This window comes from Stenotrophomonas sp. 112478_Sma (genome assembly GCF_056479905.1).
In genome coordinates, this window is the sequence record NZ_CM151072.1 from 1,680,265 (window position 1) to 1,699,092 (window position 18,828).

An 18,828-nucleotide genomic window follows, 5' to 3' on the forward strand; every position below is an offset into this window, starting at 1 on the left:
TGCCCGGCGGCGTGCCTCAATTCAACAACGTGCCCAATCGCTGCGCCGCTTCGCGCAGGCGCGGCAGCAGCTGGGTCTGCATCACGCCCAGACCGATACGGCCCGCCTGGGTGCCGATGTTCAACGCACCAACCACGTCACCGCTGCGCGAACGCACAGGCACTGCGATCGAGCGCAGGCCGATCTCCAGTTCCTGGTCGACCAGGGACACACCTTCGCGGCGCACCTTCTCCAGCGTGTCCAGGAAATCATCCATGCGGGTGATGGTGCGCTCGGTGCGCGGCCGCAGCGGATTGCGTTCCAGATAGCCTTCCAGCGTGTCGCGCGGCAACGCCGCGAGCAACACGCGGCCCATCGATGTGCAGTAGGCAGGCAGACGGCTGCCCGCGCGCAGTCCAATCGACATGATGCGCACGGTTTCCGCACGTGCCACGTACAGGATGTCGTCGCCGTCCAGCACGCCCAGCGAGCAGGATTCATGCACGTCGTCGCGCAGGGCATCGAGCACGGGCTGCGCTGCGGCGGTCATCGACGACGACGCCACATAGGCACCGCCCATGCCCAGCACGCGCGGCAGCAGCACGTAGCCACGGCCCTGTTCGCCGACATAGCCCAGCTTTTCCAGCGTATACAGCACGCGCCGCACCGCGGCACGCGAGATGCCGGTATCGGTGCTGATCTGTGACATGGTCACTTCGCGCGGGTGCTGCGAGAACACGCTCAGCACGGCCAGGCCGCGACCGAGCGATGTCATGAAGTCCGGATCGCCCTGGTTGTCCTGGATCTGCTGCATCAGCTCATGGGCCAGGCCACGGTCCTGCGGCGGAGCAGGAGCGCGCTTGGGGCGACGGCTGGGAGGAACGGCGGCAGGCATGGCAGCAGCTTTCATCGGGTTCGACCTTGCATGGTAAGCGCTCGCACCAGCAACCGGTACCCGGGTAGCGCCGCCCGGCAGGCGACGCTACGGGGCAGGGTTCACCTGCGCTCGGGCAGCGCGTAGGCAATCACGTAATCGCCGCGGTCCGGCGACTGGCGGGCGCCACCGGCGGAGATCACCACGTACTGACGGCCGGTCTTTGGCGAGACATAGGTCATCGGCGTGCCCTGGCTACCCACCGGCATGCGCGCTTTCCACAGCTCATCGCCGGTACGGCTGTCGTAGGCACGCAGGTAGTAATCCTGCGTGCCCGCGAAGAACAGCAGGCCTGACTGGGTGGCCAGCGAACCGCCCAGGGTCGGCATGCCGATCGGGATCGACAGGCCCATCTTGATGCCCATCGGACCGGTGTCCTTCACCGTGCCCACCGGTACCTGCCAGACCAGTTTGCGGGTCGCCAGGTTGATCGCCGACATCGTGCCGAACGGGGGCTTCTGGCAGGGAATGCCAAGCTTGGACAGGAAGCGGTCGCGCAGCGAACCATAGGGCGTGCCGGTCTGCGAGGCCGCGCCCATTTCCACGCCGCCGTCGCCGCTGCTCATCTGCGCGCGCGGAATCAGCTTGGTCCACAGGCCCAGGCGCATGTCATTGACGAACAGATAGCCCGTGGTCGGGTCGACCGAGGCGCTGCCCCAGTTCATGCCGCCCAGCGAACCCGGCCATTGCAGCGCCAGGTCTTCGCCCGGCGGCGTGTACATGCCGTCGTAGCGGAACTGCTTGAACTGGATGCGGCACAGCATCTGGTCGATCGGGGTGGCTCCCCACATGTCCGACTCGGTCAGCGTTTCCGCGCCGATCTGCGGCAGGCCCACCGACAGCGGCTGGGTGGCGGCGTAGCGCTCGCCCTCGGCGTTGCCCTGCGGCGCCGGAATGTCGCGCACTTCGCTGATCGGCACGCCGGTCTGCCGGTTGAGCATGAAGATCTGCCCGGCCTTGGTGACCTGCAGCAGCGCCGGCAATGTGCCGCCCTTGCCGTCGGGTACATCGATCAGGGTCGGCTGCGCGGGCAGATCGTAGTCCCACAGATCGTGGTGTACGGTCTGGTACACCCAGCGTTCCTTGCCGGTGGCGACGTCGAGCGCGACCACGGCAGAGCTGTACTTGTCGTCCTGCGGCGTGCGTTCGCCGGCCCACTGATCCGGCGTGGTGTTGCCGGTGGGCAGGTAGACCAGGCCCAGTTGCGGGTCGTAGGCCATCGACGTCCACACATTCGGCGTCGCACGGGTGTAGTGGATCGACGGATCCAGCGGCACGTCCGGGGTCTCCTTTGAAAGATCCCAGATCCAGACCAGCGCACCGGTGCGCACGTTGTACGCACGCACCACGCCGGACGGTTCACCCACTTCGATGTTGTCGGCCACCCGACCGCCGACCACGATCAGCTCGCCCGCCACCAGCGGCGCGGCGGTGAGGGTGTAGAAACCGGGCTTGATCTCGCCCATGCCGACCTTCAGGTCGACCACCCCGTTGCTGCCAAAGTCCGGGCAAAGGGCACCGGTGTTCGCATCCAGCGCGAACAGGCGGGCGTCGATGGAGGTCATCAGGATGCGCTTCCCGCACAGCGCCGGGCCGGTGCTCGCCACGTCAGTGGCCGGCACTGGTGCCGGTGCCGGTGTAGCCGTCGTCGCGGCGGCCGGTGCGGTAGTCGCATCGAAATAGCCCAGGCCCCGGCAACGCTGCCAGTTCGGTGCGGTGGCCTTGGGATCGAAGGCCCAGCGCTGCTTGCCCGAATCGGCATCAACGGCGATCACCTGGTTGTGCGGGGTGCACAGGTACAGGGTGTCGCCGATCTGCAGCGGGGTGTTCTGGTCTTCGGCGCCGAAGCCGTTGCTTTCCGGTACATCGCCGGTACGCGCGGTCCAGGCCACCTGCAGCTCTTTCACATTGGCCGGGGTGATCTGGTCCAGTGCGGCAAAGCGGGTACCGGCGGTGGTATTGCCCCAGTGCATCCAGTCGCGCTGCTCAGCGCCCTTGGCCACGGGCACTACGGGGGGGGGGGTGCCCTGCGCCGCCTGCACGGGACGCGGCTGGAACGCTGCGAATGCAGTACCCAGCAGACCCACCAGCAGCACTGCAGCCACGCCATAGGCGCCGCGACCGGCCACCTGGCCGCGGCTGCGGCGCAGCACCGGCCAGGCCAAGGCGACCAGCAGGGCGAGCACGGCGGGCATCACCAGGCGCGAAACCAGCGGCCAGAAATTCCAGCCGGCATCCACCAGCGCCCACAGCAGCGTAGCCACGAACGCCAGGCCGTACAGCAGCGCACCATTCGGCCGGCGCATCACCAGCAGCACGCCGGCCACGGCAGACGCCACACCCATCAGCAGGAAGTACCAGCTGCCCCCCAGCTGCACCAGGCGTACGCCGCCGACCAGCAGAGCCAGGCCGAACAGCGTCACCAGGATGCCGAGCAGGATCACCAGCACACGGCACACGGCCGGAACCTTCGTCGTCTCGTCCACGTTGCATGAACCTCATTGCAGGAACCCGCGCGAAGGCGGGGAAGCCCCGCGCGCGCCAGGCGTGGCGGGGGCCGACGGCATCCAGGGCGGCTGCGGGCCGTGACGGCGTGCAGGCGTCGATCTGCTTATGACGCAAGGCGGGTGAATGACCGATCACGGCGAGTATCGCACGCGTGTGCGATTTTTGCGTGATGCTGTGGCGCCATTGATGGAACGCAGCGGCGCGAAGATGCCGGGAACGGGCAGCGTACGGACGAACCGGTTACCCTATGCCGCCATACAAGCTGGTAGCTGCAATGACCGACGCCACCGTGGCCGTCCCCGCGTGGGCCTCGCGCCTGCGCGACATCGCCGACTTCCCCAAGCCCGGCATCCTGTTCAAGGACATCATGCCGCTGCTCGCGCACGGCGAGGACTTCCGTGATGCCATCCGCGCGATGGCCGACCGCTGGCGCGACCAGAAGCTGGACGCGGTGGTGGGTATCGAATCGCGTGGTTTCATCCTGGGCGCCGCGATGGCACTGGAACTGGGCGTCGGCTTCGTGCCGGTGCGCAAGCCGGGCAAGCTGCCCGGCCAGGTGCTGCGCGAGGAATACACACTGGAGTACCGCAGCGACTGCATCGAAGTGCATGCCGATGCGCTGGCGGCCGGCGCGCGCGTGGCGATCATCGATGACGTGCTGGCGACCGGCGGCACGCTGGTGGCCGCATTGTCGCTGGTGCGCCGGCTGGGCGTGGACGTGGTCGGTGCTGGCGTCCTGGTCGAGCTGGATGGCCTGGGTGGCCGCGCCCGCTGGCAGGCGGACCTGCCGCTGCACACCGAGCTGGTGTTCTGAGACTGCCGCCGGGCATGGCCCGGCGCTACCCGTTCTGAGACTGTCGCCGGGCATGGCCCGGCGCTACCGGCTTGGGAACTGCCGCCGGGCATGGCCCGGCGCTACCTGTCGCTGGGCCTTACATCATCCGTACGCGGAAGCGGCGGCCCTTGATCTTGCCGGCCTCCAGTTTCGCCACGGCCTTGCTGGCCTGCTCGCGCGCGATCGCCACGTAGGAGCGGGTCGGGAAGATTGCGATCTTGCCGATGAACTTGCCCGACAGGCCGGCGTCGCCGGTCAAGGCGCCGAGGATGTCGCCCGGGCGCAGCTTGTCTGTCTTGCCACCGTCGATGCGCAGGGTGCGCATCGCTGCCTGCGGCAACTCGGCGGGACGTGACGTCGCCAGCGGCGTTTTCTGCCAGTCCAGCGCGTGCCCCATCTGTGCTTCGATTGCTTCGGCGCGGGTCTTTTCGCGGCCCGCCACCAGGCTGATGGCCAGGCCGCTGGCGCCGGCACGGCCGGTACGTCCAACGCGGTGCTGGTAGCTTTCGACATCGGTCGGCAGCTCGTAGTTGATCACCGCCGCCAGCTCTTCCACGTCCAGACCGCGCGCGGCGACGTCGCTGGCGACCAGCACGTTGCAGCTGCGGTTGGCCAGGAGCAGCAGCACTTCCTCACGGTCACGCTGCTCCATGTCACCGTGCAGGGCCAGCGCCGAGAAGCCGAACTGCTGCAGCGAATGGGCGACCTCATCCACGTCCTTGCGGGTATTGCAGAACACCACCGCCGATTCGGGCGTGTACTTGAGCAGCAGGCCGGCCAGCGCCTTCTGCCGATGGGCCGGCTCGACCTCGCAGAACAGGTGGCGGATGGCCGGCGCCTGGTCAGCGCCTTCCACCGTGACTTCAACGGCATCGCGCAGCAGATCACGTGCAATGGCACGGATGCTGTCGGGGAAGGTGGCCGAGAACAGCAGGCTCTGCCGGTCCTTGTGGGTGCGTCCGGCGATTTCGCGGATGGGCTCTTCAAAGCCCATGTCGAGCATGCGATCGGCTTCGTCCAGCACCAGCGTGCGCACCGCGCCAAGATTCAGCGCGCGCTTGCGTGCCAGCTCCTGCACGCGGCCAGGGGTGCCGACCACCACGTGCGGGTCGTGGCCTTCCAGCGAAGCCAGCTGCGGTCCCAGCGGTACGCCGCCGACCAGCAGCAGCAGCTTCAGGTTGGGGATGCCGGTGGCCAGCTTGCGGATCTGCTTGCCGACCTGGTCGGCCAGTTCGCGGGTCGGGCACAGCACCAGCGCCTGCACGCGGATCAGGCTCGGATCGATCGCCTGCAGCAGCCCCAGGCCAAACGCAGCGGTCTTGCCGCTGCCGGTCGGAGCCTGTGCGATCACGTCGCGGCCATCGAGGATGGCGGGCAGGCTCTGGGCCTGCACAGGGGTCAGGGTGGTGTAGCCGAGGGCATCCAGGCCGGGCTGCAGGGCCGGGCTCAGCGGCAGGGTCGAGAAGTCAGTCATGGCGCATTGTACCTGCGCGCGCGGCCGTCCCCGTCTCCCGGGGCAGCGGCCGTATCGGCAGACCTGCGCTCAGTGCAGCATCGCCAGCACGCCCTGGTGGATCGCCAGGCCACCGAACAGCAGCCAGGCGAACAGGAGCAGCGCCAGCAGCAGCGGCTTCAGGCCCGCCTGGCGCAGCGCGGAGACATGGGTGGTCACGCCCAGCGCCGCCATCGCCATCGCCAGCAGCACCGTGTCCAGCTGCACCAGCGCTGCGTGAAGTCCGGCGGGCAGCAGCTGCAGCGAGTTCATGCCGGCCACGGCGACGAAACCGAACGCGAACCACGGCACAACGATGCGGGCCTTGCTGCCCTCGGGCGTTGCCCTGCTGCCGCGTGCCAGCCAGAGCGACAGCACGACCAGGAACGGCGCGAGCAGCATCACCCGAACCATCTTGGTGATGACGGCGGTATCGGCAGCCGCCTCACCCACGGCACGGCCGGCAGCTACCACCTGCGCCACTTCGTGCACGGTCGCCCCGGTGAACAGGCCGTACTGCCGCGCGTCCATCGCCAGCCAGCCGTGCGACTGCAGCAACGCATACAGCGCCGGATACAGGAACATGGCAAGCGTACCGAACACCACCACGGTCGATACCGCCACCGTTACCTGTGCTGCACGACCACGCACCACCGGCTCGGCCGCCATCACTGCCGCCGCGCCGCAGATGGCACTGCCGGCGCCGATCAGCATCGCCGCCTCACGCTCCATCCTGAACACGCGCGTGCCCAGCCAACAGGCCAGGCCAAATGTGCTGGCGACCACCAGCACGTCCATCAGCACGCCGGCGATGCCGACATGGCCGATGTCCTGGAACGTCAGGCGCAGGCCATACAGCACAATGCCGGCACGCAGCAGCCAGTGCTTGGCGAAGCCGATGCCTGCCGCGCTGCGCGGCGCCAGCCGCGGGTAGAGGGTATTGCCGACCGCGATACCGGCGACGATCGCCACGGTCAGCGCGCTCAGGCCATGCGCCTGCAGCCATGGCAGGTCCGCCAGATGAAGCGATGCCGCAGCGAGCAGGCCCGCCAGCAGCAGCCCGGGCAGGCGCGGCTGCCAGCGCTGCCGCAGAACGGGCAGGGACCAGGTGGAGGGGGCGGAGGTGCTCATCGCGGGACCGGTGTGGGGAACGATGAAAAGCGTGCGCCTGCGCCAATGACCTGTAAAACGAATAATATAAGTATAATCTACCTGCTTTATAGGTAAAGGCCATGCGCCTGACTCTGCGCCAGCTACAGGTCTTCGTCGCCATTGCCGACCACGGAAGTACCTCCGCGGCCGGCCAGGCCATCGCGCTCTCGCAGTCGGCCAGCAGTGCCGCCCTGCAGGAGCTGGAGGCGCACTTCGGCACGCCCCTGTTCGACCGTGTCGGTCGCCGCCTGGTGCTGAACGGCCATGGCCGCGCGCTGCTGGAACCGGCCCGCGCGCTGCTGGTCAATGCCGTTGATCTCGAGCGCCAGCTCGCTGCCGGCGGGGACCCCGCGCAGGGGGCACCGTTGCGGCTGGTGCTGGCGGCCAGCACCACCATCGGCAACTACCTGCTGCCGGCGCGCATCGCCGACCTGTTGCGGCAGGCGCCACAGGCGGAAGTCGATCTGCGCATCGACAACAGCGCCGGCGTGGTCGCCGCCGTCCAGCGGCTGGATGTGGATGCCGGCCTGATCGAGGGGCCATGCCACGAGCGGGGTTTGCAGGTGACCGCGTGGCAGCAGGATCCGCTGGTGATCGTTGCCGCCGCCGACGCGGCGGCGCGCTGGTCGCTGGAGGATCTGCGCGCGGCGCGCTGGCTGCTGCGCGAACCCGGGTCCGGCACCCGCGAGGCCGTGGAGCAGGCGCTTCTGCCGCATCTGCGCGGCTTCGCGCAGACCCTGCAGCTGGGCAATACCGAGGCGATCAAGCAAGCCGCGATCGCCGGCCTCGGCGTGGCCTGCCTGTCACGTCACGCATTGGAGGAGCCGCTGGCACTGGGTCGCCTGCGTGTGCTGGATACACCGCTACCCGCGCTGCAGCGCACGCTGTGGCTGGTGCGCCACCCCGGCAAGCAATGGTTGCCGGGTCTGCAGGCGTTGCTGGGGGAGGTGGGCTGATCGATCTCCGGGAGCAGCCCGGCCGGCGCCCCCAACCCGTACAATATCCGGATGCCTCTGATTACTCTGCAGAACGTCGACTTCAGCGTCGGCGGCCCGTTGTTGCTGGAAAAAGCCGAACTGTCGATCGAGCCGGGTGAACGCATCGCCCTGATCGGCCGCAACGGCGCCGGCAAATCCACCCTGCTCAAGCTGCTGTCCGGCGACCACAAGCCCGATGATGGCGAAGTACGCGTCCAGCAGGGCGTCCGTGTGACCCGCCTGGAACAGGAAGTGCCGCACGGCGCGGCCGGCTCGGTGTTCGACGTGGTGGCCGATGGCCTGGGTGAGCTGGGCCAGTGGCTGGCCGAGTTCCACCACCTCAGCCATGCCGACGAGTTCGACGGCGATGCACTCGGCCGGGTGCAGGCCAAGATCGACGCGGCCAATGGCTGGGGTCTGGACCAGCGCGTGGCCGAGACACTGACCAAGCTCGACCTGGATGGCGATGCGGAGTTCGCGCGCCTGTCCGGTGGCATGAAGCGCCGCGTCCTGTTGGGCCGCGCGCTGGTCTCCAGCCCGGACCTGCTGCTGCTGGACGAGCCGACCAACCACCTGGACATCGAAGCCATCGACTGGCTGGAAGCATTCCTGAAGGGCTGGAGCGGCAGCGTGGTGTTCGTCACCCATGACCGCCGCTTCCTGCGTGCGCTGGCCACCCGCATCGTCGAGATCGATCGTGGCCAGGTCACCAGCTGGCCCGGCGACTGGGCCAACTACGAACGCCGCCGCGAAGAGCGCCTCAACGCGCAGGCGCAGGAGAACGCGCGCTTCGACAAGCTGCTGGCACAGGAAGAAGTGTGGATCCGGCAGGGCATCAAGGCGCGCCGCACCCGCGATGAAGGTCGCGTGCGCCGGCTGAAAGCGATGCGCACCGAACGGTCGCAGCGACGCGAGCTGAGCGGCAATGTCCGGATGGAAGCGGCACAGGGCGTGAGCTCCGGCAAGAAGGTCATCGACGTCAAGGACATTTCGTTCGCGTTCGGCGACCGCACCATGGTCCGCGACTTCACCACCACCATCCTGCGCGGCGACCGGATCGGCCTGATCGGCCCCAACGGCAGCGGCAAGACCACCCTGTTGAAGCTGCTGCTGGGTGAACTGCAGCCGCAGAAGGGCGAGGTCAACGCCGGCACCAACCTGCAGGTGGCCTATTTCGACCAGTATCGTGCCGTGTTGCGCGAGGACTGGAGCGCCATCGAGAACGTGGCCGAAGGCCGTGATTTCCTCGAGTTCAACGGCAAGCGGAAGCACGTGCATGCCTATCTGCAGGACTTCATGTTCACGCCCGAGCGCGCGCGCGCGCCGATCACCCGGCTGTCCGGTGGGGAGCGCAACCGCCTGCTGCTGGCCAAGCTGTTCGCGCAGCCGTCCAACCTGCTGGTGATGGACGAACCCACCAACGACCTGGACGTGGAAACGCTTGAGCTGCTGGAAGAGCTGCTTGGCGAGTACACCGGCACGCTGCTGCTGGTCAGCCACGATCGTGATTTCATCGACAACGTGGTGACGTCCACGCTGGTGATGGAGGGCGACGGCGTGATCGGCGAGTACGTTGGAGGCTATACCGACTGGCAGCGCTACGCGGCCAGTACCGCAGCGGCAGCAGTGCCCGCCGCAGCCAGGCCGGCGGCAGCGGCTGCGCCTGTGGCTGCCGCGGAACCTGCCGCGGTCAAGCGCAAGCTCAGCTACAAGGAAGCGCGCGAACTGGAGCAGCTGCCGAAGACGATCGAGAAGCTGGAAGGTGACGTCGAAGGCCTCACCTCAGCGATGAATGATCCCTCGTTCTACACCCGCAGCAGCGCCGAGGTGACGGCACACACGCAGCAGCTGGCCAAGGTGCAGGCCGAACTGGACGCCGCGTACGCGCGCTGGGAAGAGCTGGAAGGCTGATCGTTGACCGACGCTGGCGGTGCAAGGGTAGCGCGGGGCCATGCCCCGCGGGCGCACAGCGCGGGCTTCTGGCGTTCCGCCGGGCATGGCCCGGCGCCAGGGATGCAAGGGCGCCACGGCGCCCTGATCCTATTTGACCCCGTGCAGATCCCGCAGCTGGCTTGGCCGGCTGCCGAAGTACGCCGCCAGGTCGGCGATGTCCTGATCGCTCAGGTCCGTCGCCTGCGGCGTCATCAACGCGTGCTGGCGGTCGCCGGAACGGTAGGCCTGCAGCGCATGCGCGAGGTAATCACCGTACTGCCCACCCAGTTTCGGGTAGGTCGGATCGATCGGGGCGTTGCCGTCGGCACCATGGCAATCGATGCAGCTCTGGTTGGTGGCCTTGCCCTTCACCTTGGCCCGGGCTTCACCGGCAGCCTCACGGCCGGTGGGCAGGCCTGCCGACGATGAAGAGCCGTGCTCGCCGCTGGCATGGCCCGGATCGGCGGCGGATTTCTCGCTGTTCTCCACCTGTGACTGCGAGCAGGCCGCCAGCAGCAGGGCGACGGACAGGGCGATGGCATGACGCAGTGGATGCGCGGCTTTCGACATGGGCGGGCCTTACTTGACGGTGGACAGGTAAACAGAGAGATCGGCGATCTCCTGTTCGCTGAAACTCATCGACTGGGCCTGCATCGTCGGATGCCGGCGCTTGCCCTGGCGGTACTCGGTCAGGGCCTGGGTCAGGTACTGCTGGGTCTGGCCACCGATCTTCGGTACCCGGTAACTCGGGTAGGCGTTCTTGTAACCGGTGATGCCATGGCACCCCTGGCAGGTGTAGGCCAGCACCCGGCCATTGTCGTAATTGCCGGCAGGTGCGGCGGCGGCAGCAGCGGCGGGTGCCGGGGCTGGGGCGGGTGCTGCGGTCGTGGTAGCTGGAGCGGGCTGTGCGGCGGCCCCGAGGGGCAGGAGGACGGCCAGAGCGAGACAAGCGGCGAGCGGCTGCGGGCGCATGATGTCGTTTCCGGGGATTCGGGTCTGGTCGTTCCGGCGTGGGGTACGGAACGACCCGAGTATAGCCTCAGGTTTCATCTAGCTGAAATGGGGGTGGGCCGACCAGCGGCGTGAAGACACCATGACCTTTGGGATATGGTGTTGCCGTGAAGTGGTGCATTACTTTGCTACCACACCTGCCCACGCATCCTCCAGGGACCTGACGATGTCGCACCCAATCTTCCTGCATGGCCGCCGCAGCGGACTCTGCGCCGCCGCCCTGCTGATCTCCACCACGCTGATGCTGGGCGGTTGCGCCGCGGGCCCCAACAGCGAGGCCAAGGCCGCCGAAACCAAGGATGAGAAAAAAGTCGAGTCCGTGCCGGTCGAGGTCGCGGTGGCCAGCCGCCGCGCGGTGGCGGCCAGCTACACCGGCACCGCCGCGCTGGAGCCGCGCGCCGAGTCGCAGGTGGTTGCCAAGACCTCTGGCGTGGCGCTGGCGGTGCTGGTCGAGGAAGGCCAGCGGGTCAGCGCGGGGCAGCCGCTGGTACGGCTCGATCCGGACCGCGCACGCCTGGCGGTTGCCCAGAGCGAGGCACAGATGCGCAAGCTCGAGAACAACTACCAGCGCGCACAGAAGCTGGTCGGCCAGCAGATGGTCAGTGCCGCCGACGTCGACCAGCTGCGCTTCGATCTGGAAAACGTGCGCGCGCAGTATCGCCTGGCCACGCTGGAGCTGTCGTACACCACGGTGGTCGCACCGATCTCCGGCGTGATCGCCTCGCGCTCGATCAAGACCGGCAATTTCGTGCAGATCAACACGCCGATCTTCCGCATCGTCGACAACTCGCGCCTGGAAGCCACCCTCAACGTTCCCGAACGCGAGCTGGCAACGCTGCGTGCCGGCCAACCGGTGACCCTGTCGGCGGATGCACTGCCGGGCCAGAGCTTCACCGGCATCGTTGATCGCATCGCACCGGTGGTGGATTCGGGCAGCGGCACGTTCCGTGTTGTCAGTGCCTTCGACGGCACTGCCCATTCCCTGCAGCCGGGCATGTTCGGCCGGATCCGCATCGATTACGACCAGCGTGCCGACGCCCTGGTCGTGCCGCGCCTGGCGCTGCTCGACGATGGTGAGCCGGCGGTGTTCCGGGTGCGCGACGGCAAGGTCGCGCGCGTTCCGGTCAAGCTGGGTTACGCCGAGGGGCCATGGGTGGAGATCCGTGATGGCCTGGCGGCCGGAGACCAGGTGGTCACCGCAGGCAAGGTCGCGCTGCGCGACGGCACCGCCGTGCAGGTGATCGCTGATCCGAAGGCGAAGACGGCGACGGCCTCGGCCAAGCCGGCAGACAAGGCCGGGAGCCGGCAATGAGCCATCCTGACCACGACCACGGTGCTTCGCCCCACGGCGAAAGCGCCGCCGCCGGCATGCGCGGCGGCCTGGTGGAGTTCGCTACCCGCCGCCGCGTCACCATTGCCATGTGCACGGTCACCCTGCTGCTGTTCGGCCTGATTGCGCTGGGCAGTCTCAAGGTCAACCTGCTGCCGGACCTGAGCTACCCGACGCTGACGGTACGCACCGAATACACCGGTGCGGCACCGACCGAGATCGAAACCCTGATCACCCAGCCGGTGGAAGAAGCCGTGGGCGTGGTCAAGAACCTGCGCAAGCTGAAGTCGGTCTCGCGCACCGGCCAGAGCGATGTGGTGCTGGAGTTCGCCTGGGGCACCAACATGGACCAGGCCAGCCTGGAGGTGCGCGACAAGATGGAAGCGCTGAATCTGCCGCTGGAGGCGAAGGCCCCGGTGCTGCTGCGCTTCAATCCGTCCACCGAGCCGATCATGCGCCTGGTGCTGTCCAGCAAGGCGGCGCCGTCCAGCGATGCCGACGCCATCCGCGAGCTGACCATCCTGCGCCGCTACGCCGACGAGGATCTGAAGAAGAAGCTGGAGCCGGTCACCGGCGTGGCGGCGGTCAAGGTCGGCGGCGGCCTGGAGGACGAGATCCAGGTCGACATCGACCAGCAGAAGCTCGCGCAGCTGAATCTGCCGATCGATACCGTCATCAAGCGCCTGAAGGACGAGAACATCAACATCTCCGGCGGTCGGCTGGAAGAGGGCTCGCAGCGCTTCCTGGTGCGTACCGTCAACCAGTTCGCCGACCTGGAGGAGATCCGCAACCTGCTGGTCACCACCCAGGCGTCCAATGGCAGCGCGGCAGACTCCGCGCTGCAGCAGATGTTCAACATTGCCGCCTCCACCGGTTCCGCTGCGGCCATCGCCGCAGCCTCGGCCGCACAGAGCGCATCGTCCGGCGGTGGCTCCAGCGTGGTCGCCAATGGCGTTCCTGTCCGGTTGAAGGACGTGGCCACCGTGCGCCAGGGCTACAAGGAGCGTGAAGCGATCATCCGCCTGGGCGGTAAGGAATCGGTCGAGCTGGCGATCTACAAGGAAGGCGACGCCAACACCGTCGCCACCGCCGAAGCGCTGCGCAAGCGCCTGGAGCAGATCAAGGGCACGTTCCCCGGCGATGCCGAACTGACCACCATCGAGGACCAGTCGCGCTTCATCGAGCATGCGATCAGCGACGTCAAGAAGGATGCGGTGATCGGCGGCCTGCTGGCGATCCTGATCATCTTCCTGTTCCTCCGCGATGGCTGGAGCACGTTCGTCATCAGCCTGTCGCTGCCGGTGTCGATCATCGCCACGTTCTTCTTCATGGGCCAACTGGGTCTCAGCCTGAACGTCATGTCGCTGGGCGGCCTGGCGCTGGCGACGGGCCTGGTGGTGGACGATTCGATCGTGGTGCTGGAGAGCATCGCCAAGGCGCGCGAGCGCGGGCTGGGCATCCTGCAGGCCGCGATCGAAGGCACCCGCGAAGTGAGCATGGCGGTGGTCGCCTCCACCCTGACCACCATCGCGGTGTTCCTGCCACTGGTGTTCGTCGACGGTATCGCCGGCCAGCTGTTCCGCGACCAGGCGCTGACCGTGGCGATCGCCATCGCCATTTCGCTGCTGGTATCGATGACACTGATTCCGATGCTCAGTTCGCTGAAGGGGCGGCCGCCGCTGGCGTTCCCCGAAGAGCCCGCCAGCGAGGCGTGGCAGCCGGAGCGTCGCTGGCAGAAGCCCGTTGCAGCCGGCCGTCGTGGCTTCGTCGCTGCGGTGCGCTGGACCTTCTATGCGCTGGCCTGGCTGGTGGTACGTGCCTGCCGCGGCGTTGCCGCCGTGATCGGTCCGGTCATGCGCAAGGCCAGCGATATCGCGATGAAGCCCTATGCGGGGGCCGAACGTGGCTACCTGCGGCTGTTGCCGAGCGCGCTGGCGCACCCCGGCAAGGTGCTGGGCCTGGCCGCGCTGGCGTTTGCAGCCACCATGGCGCTGGTGCCGATGCTGGGCGCCGACCTCATCCCGCAGCTGGCGCAGGACCGCTTCGAGATGACCGTCAAGCTGCCGGCCGGCACGCCGTTGAAGCAGACCGATGCACTGGTCCGCGAACTGCAGCTGGCGCACGGCAAGGGCGAGGGCGTGGCCTCGCTGTACGGCGTCAGTGGCAGCGGTACCCGGCTGGACGCAAGCCCGACCGAGAGCGGTGAGAACATCGGCAAGCTGACCGTGGTGATGGAAGGCGGTGGGGATGCGCGCACCGAAGCGGCCATCACCGAGCGCCTGCGTGGCACCATGGCCGGACACCCCGGCGCGCAGGTCGACTTCGCGCGGCCGGCACTGTTCAGTTTCTCGACGCCGCTGGAAATCGAACTGCGTGGTCAGGACATGGCCACGCTGGAGCAGGCCGGCCAGCGGCTGGCTGCCCTGCTGCGCGGCAATGCGCACTACGCCGACGTGAAGTCGACGGTGGAGGAGGGCTTCCCGGAGATCCAGATCCGCTTCGACCAGGAGCGCGCCGGTGCACTGGGCCTGACCACCCGCCAGATCGCCGACGTCGTGGTGAAGAAGGTGCGCGGCGATGTGGCCACCCGCTACAGCTTCCGCGACCGCAAGATCGACGTGCTGGTACGGGCACAGGAAGGCGACCGGGCCAGCGTGGAGAGCATCCGCCGCTTGATCGTCAACCCGGGCAGTACCCGTCCGGTCACCCTGGACGCCGTGGCCGACGTGGTGGCCACCACCGGTCCGAGCGAGATCCACCGTGCCGATCAGACCCGCGTCGCGGTGGTCTCGGCCAACCTGCGTGACATCGATCTGGGCGCGGCCATGCGCGAAGTGCAGCAGATGGTCGCCGAACAGCCGCTTGGTGCGGGCGTCGGCCTGCATATCGGCGGCCAGGGCGAGGAACTGGCGCAGGCGGCAACGTCGCTGATCTTCGCCTTCGGACTGGCGATCTTCCTGGTCTATCTGGTGATGGCGTCGCAGTTCGAATCGCTGCTGCATCCGTTCGTGATCCTGTTCACCATCCCGCTGGCGCTGGTCGGCGCGATCCTGGCGCTGATGCTGACCGGCAAGCCGATCTCGGTGGTGGTGTTCATCGGCCTGATCCTGCTGGTGGGACTGGTCACCAAGAACGCGATCATCCTGATCGACAAGGTCAATCAGCTGCGCGAGGCCGGCGTGGCCAAGCACGAGGCGCTGGTGGAAGGCGCGCGCTCGCGCCTGCGTCCGATCATCATGACCACCCTGTGCACGCTGTTCGGCTTCCTGCCACTGGCGGTGGCGATGGGCGAGGGCGCTGAAGTACGTGCGCCGATGGCGATCACCGTGATCGGCGGCCTGCTGGTCTCCACCCTGCTGACCCTGCTGGTGATCCCGGTGGTCTACGACCTGATGGATCGCCGCGGCGACGCCTACTACCGCGAACGCGGCCGCACGCACGCCGGCGACGGACTGCGGATCGCAGAAGGTGGCCGCGTCGGCGGCGAGGAGCCGGCATGAGTGTCGCCGAGTTCTCCATCCGCCGTCCGGTCACCACCATCATGTGCTTCGTATCGCTGGTGGTGATCGGCCTGATCGCTTCATTCCGGCTGCCACTGGAGGCTCTGCCGGACATCTCCGCGCCGTTCCTGTTCGTGCAGATTCCGTACACGGGCTCGACACCGGAAGAAGTGGAACGGACCATCATCCGGCCGGTGGAAGAGTCATTGGCAACGATGACCGGGATCAAGCGCATGCGCTCCTCGGCCACGTCCGAAGCGGCGCTGATCTTCATCGAGTTCAGCGACTGGGACCGTGACATCGCCATCGCCGCTTCCGACGCGCGCGAACGTATCGATGCGATCCGCAGCGACCTGCCTGACGACCTGCAGCGCTACAACGTGTTCAAGTGGTCCAGCAGCGACCAGCCGGTGCTGAAGGTGCGCCTGGCCAGCACCACCGACCTGACGACCGCCTATGACATGCTCGACCGCGAGTTCAAGCGGCGCATCGAGCGCATTCCGGGCGTTGCGCGCGTGGACATCACCGGTGCACCGCCGAATGAAGTCGAGATCGCGATCGATCCCAACCGGCTCAACGCGCACGGGCTGAGCATCAACGAGCTGAGCGAACGGTTGCGCACGCTGAACTTTTCGATCTCGGCCGGGCAGATCGATGACAACGGCCAGCGTGTGCGCGTGCAACCGGTCGGCGAGATCACCGACCTGCAGGAACTGCGCGATCTGGTGATCAACGCCAAGGGCCTGCGGCTGGGTGACATCGCCGATGTGCGGCTGAAGCCGGCGCGGATGAACTATGGCCGCCGCCTGGATGGCAACCCGGCAGTGGGCCTGGATATCTTCAAGGAGCGCAGCGCCAATCTGGTCGACGTCTCGCGCGCGGCGCTGGCCGAAGTCGAAGCGATCCGCGCACAGGCCTCGATGCGCGATGTGCAGATCAAGGTCATCGACAACCAGGGCAAGGCGGTGACCTCCTCGCTGCTGGAGCTGGCCGAAGCCGGTGCGGTGGGCCTGATCCTGTCGGTGACGGTGCTGTTCTTCTTCCTGCGCCACTGGCCGTCCACGCTGATGGTGACGCTGGCCATCCCGATCTGCTTCACCATCACCCTGGGCTTCATGTACTTCGTCGGGGTGACGCTGAACATCCTGACCATGATGGGCCTGCTGCTGGCGGTGGGCATGCTGGTGGACAACGCCGTGGTGGTGGTGGAGAGCATCTACCAGGAGCGCGAGCGCATGCCGGGACAGCCACGGCTGGCCTCGATCATCGGCACCCGCAACGTCGCCATCGCGCTCAGCGCCGGCACCCTGTGCCATTGCATCGTGTTCGTGCCGAACCTGTTCGGCGAGACCAACAACATCAGCATCTTCATGGCACAGATCGCGATCACCATTTCGGTATCGCTGCTGGCGTCTTGGCTGGTGGCGGTCAGCCTGATTCCGATGCTGTCCGCGCGCATGGCCACGCCCAAGCTCGTGCACTCGCAGACCGGCCTGATCGCGCGCCTGCAGCGGCGCTACGCGCAGGTGCTGGACTGGTCGCTGCACCATCGTGGCTGGAGCCTGCTGGGCATCGTGCTGGTGGTGGCCGTCAGCCTGGTGCCGATGAAACTGACCAAGGTGGACATGTTCGGTGGTGAAGGTGGCAAGGACATCTTCATCGGCTACATGTGGAAGGGTGCCTACACCTACCGGCAGATGTCCGAGGAAGTGGCTCGGGTGGAGAACTGGATCGACGAGAACCGTGAGCGCCTGCACGTCAAGCAGGTGTACTCCTGGTACAGCGAGCAGGAAGGCAGCTCGACGGTTGTCACCCTGGACGAGAAGTACGCCAAGGACATCAAGTCACTGCAGGAGGAGCTGCGCAAGGGCCTGCCGAAGTCCGCGCGTACCGACTACTTCGTCGGCAACCAGGGCGGTGATGGTGGTGGCGGCAACCAGGGCGTGCAGGTGCAGTTGATCGGCGATTCCAGCAGCATGCTGCAGGAAATCGGCCAGGAAGTGCTGCCCCTGCTGGCCCAGCGTGCGGAGCTGCGCGACGTGCGCATCGACAATGGCGAGAAGGGCGGTGAACTCAAGGTGCGCGTCGATCGCGAGCGTGCCGCCGCCTTCGGCTTCAACGCCGAGCAGGTGGCCAGCTTTGTCGGCCTGGCATTGCGCGGCGCACCGATGCGTGAGTTCCGGAGAGGCGACAACGAGGTTCCGGTCTGGGTGCGCTTCGCCGGAGCCGAGCAGAGCAGTCCGGAGGACCTGGCCGGCTTCAGCGTGCGTACCGGCGACGGTCGCAGCGTGCCGCTGCTGAGTCTGGTCAGCGTCGATGTCGGTTCGTCCGCCACCCAGATCGGCCGAACCAACCGGCAGACCACGCTGACGATCAAGGCCAACCTGGCCGAGAAGATCACCGCACCGGACGGACGCAAGGCGATCGAGGCCGTACTCAAGCCGATGAGCTTCCCGGCCGGCTATGGCTACACCTTCGATGGCGGCGACTATGGCAACGATGACGAGGCGATGCAGCAGATGGTGTTCAACCTGCTCATCGCGCTGGTGATGATCTACGTGGTGATGGCGGCGGTGTTCGAATCGCTGCTGTTCCCGGCGGCGATCATGAGCGGCGTGCTGTTCTCGATCTTCGGCGTGTTCTGGCTGTTCTGGATCACCGGCACCTCGTTCGGAATCATGTCCTTCATCGGCATCCTGGTGCTGATGGGCGTGGTGGTGAACAACGGCATCGTGATGATCGAGCACATCAACAACCTCCGGCGCAGCGGCATGGGGCGTACCCAGGCGCTGGTGGAGGGTTCACGCGAGCGCCTGCGCCCGATCATGATGACCATGGGAACGGCGATCCTGGCGATGGTGCCGATTTCGCTGACCAACACGCAGATGTTCGGCGACGGCCCGGAGTACGCGCCGATGGCCCGAGCCATCGCCGGTGGACTGGCGTTCTCGACCGTGGTCAGCCTGCTGTTCCTGCCGACGATCTACGCGGTGCTGGACGACCTGCGCAATGCCGTGACGCGGCTGATCCGCCGCGCGCGCGGCCTGGAAAAGGTGGCGGCAACGGCCGCCTAGCGTCGAGCTTGCCCGACTACGGGGAACGACAACGTGTTGTGGTGTGGGGAGGCCGGTCGTAGTGGGGCGGCCTCCCCCCTTTTTTGCCGGGCATGGCCCGGCGC

At 67.3% G+C, this 18,828-nt stretch carries 12 protein-coding genes; 6 read left to right on the forward strand and 6 right to left on the reverse strand.

Going from position 1 to position 18,828, the window contains the following annotated elements; all coding sequences use genetic code 11:
• Positions 1-16: 16 nt before the first annotated feature.
• Positions 17-874, reverse strand: coding sequence for an IclR family transcriptional regulator domain-containing protein (locus ACZK08_RS07970; protein ID WP_065181324.1), 858 nt, complete (start codon positions 872-874; stop codon positions 17-19).
• A gap of 101 nt (positions 875-975) precedes the next feature.
• On the reverse strand, positions 976-3,399 hold the full coding sequence (locus tag ACZK08_RS07975) for a membrane-bound PQQ-dependent dehydrogenase, glucose/quinate/shikimate family (protein ID WP_065181325.1): 2,424 nt from the start codon (positions 3,397-3,399) through the stop codon (positions 976-978).
• A gap of 296 nt (positions 3,400-3,695) precedes the next feature.
• On the opposite strand from ACZK08_RS07975, the gene ACZK08_RS07980 reads away from it, so the two are divergent.
• Positions 3,696-4,235 carry an adenine phosphoribosyltransferase gene (locus ACZK08_RS07980; RefSeq protein ID WP_053517758.1) on the forward strand — a complete coding sequence of 180 codons (540 nt, stop codon included), beginning with the start codon at positions 3,696-3,698 and terminating at the stop codon, positions 4,233-4,235.
• A 118-nt stretch (positions 4,236-4,353) separates the two neighbouring features.
• Here the strand turns inward: ACZK08_RS07980 and dbpA are convergent, their stop codons facing one another.
• Positions 4,354-5,730, reverse strand: coding sequence for an ATP-dependent RNA helicase DbpA (dbpA, locus tag ACZK08_RS07985; protein WP_053517757.1), 1,377 nt, complete (start codon positions 5,728-5,730; stop codon positions 4,354-4,356).
• A 69-nt stretch (positions 5,731-5,799) separates the two neighbouring features.
• Positions 5,800-6,879 (reverse strand): YeiH family protein, encoded by a 1,080-nt coding sequence (locus ACZK08_RS07990; protein ID WP_065181326.1) that lies wholly within the window; start codon positions 6,877-6,879, stop codon positions 5,800-5,802.
• A gap of 101 nt (positions 6,880-6,980) precedes the next feature.
• On the opposite strand from ACZK08_RS07990, the gene ACZK08_RS07995 reads away from it, so the two are divergent.
• The gene (locus ACZK08_RS07995) at positions 6,981-7,856 is read left to right on the forward strand and encodes a LysR family transcriptional regulator (RefSeq protein WP_065181327.1); all 876 of its coding nucleotides are present in this window, start codon (positions 6,981-6,983) and stop codon (positions 7,854-7,856) included.
• A 51-nt stretch (positions 7,857-7,907) separates the two neighbouring features.
• Positions 7,908-9,788 (forward strand): ATP-binding cassette domain-containing protein, encoded by a 1,881-nt coding sequence (locus tag ACZK08_RS08000; RefSeq protein ID WP_065181328.1) that lies wholly within the window; start codon positions 7,908-7,910, stop codon positions 9,786-9,788.
• Positions 9,789-9,917: 129 nt separating this feature from the next.
• Here ACZK08_RS08000 and ACZK08_RS08005 read toward each other — a convergent pair whose 3' ends face one another.
• Positions 9,918-10,379 (reverse strand): c-type cytochrome, encoded by a 462-nt coding sequence (locus tag ACZK08_RS08005; protein WP_053517751.1) that lies wholly within the window; start codon positions 10,377-10,379, stop codon positions 9,918-9,920.
• A 9-nt stretch (positions 10,380-10,388) separates the two neighbouring features.
• Entirely contained in the window at positions 10,389-10,781 is a 393-nt protein-coding gene (locus tag ACZK08_RS08010; RefSeq protein WP_053517750.1) for a c-type cytochrome, read from the reverse strand.
• 205 nt (positions 10,782-10,986) lie between these two features.
• Here ACZK08_RS08010 and ACZK08_RS08015 point away from each other — a divergent pair, with 205 nt between their 5' ends.
• From ACZK08_RS08015 to ACZK08_RS08025, 3 genes are read left to right on the forward strand one after another with little or no spacing between them, the layout of a single operon-like run.
• Entirely contained in the window at positions 10,987-12,132 is a 1,146-nt protein-coding gene (locus tag ACZK08_RS08015; RefSeq protein WP_053517749.1) for an efflux RND transporter periplasmic adaptor subunit, read from the forward strand.
• Between the two features lie 56 nt (positions 12,133-12,188).
• Positions 12,189-15,650, forward strand: a complete 3,462-nt coding sequence (locus tag ACZK08_RS08020; protein WP_231107723.1) for an efflux RND transporter permease subunit — start codon at positions 12,189-12,191, stop codon at positions 15,648-15,650.
• Positions 15,647-18,724: an efflux RND transporter permease subunit gene (locus ACZK08_RS08025; protein ID WP_065181330.1), complete on the forward strand. Its 3,078-nt coding sequence runs from the start codon at positions 15,647-15,649 to the stop codon at positions 18,722-18,724. The genes ACZK08_RS08020 and ACZK08_RS08025 overlap by 4 nt, the downstream gene beginning before the upstream one ends.
• Positions 18,725-18,828 lie beyond the last annotated feature (104 nt).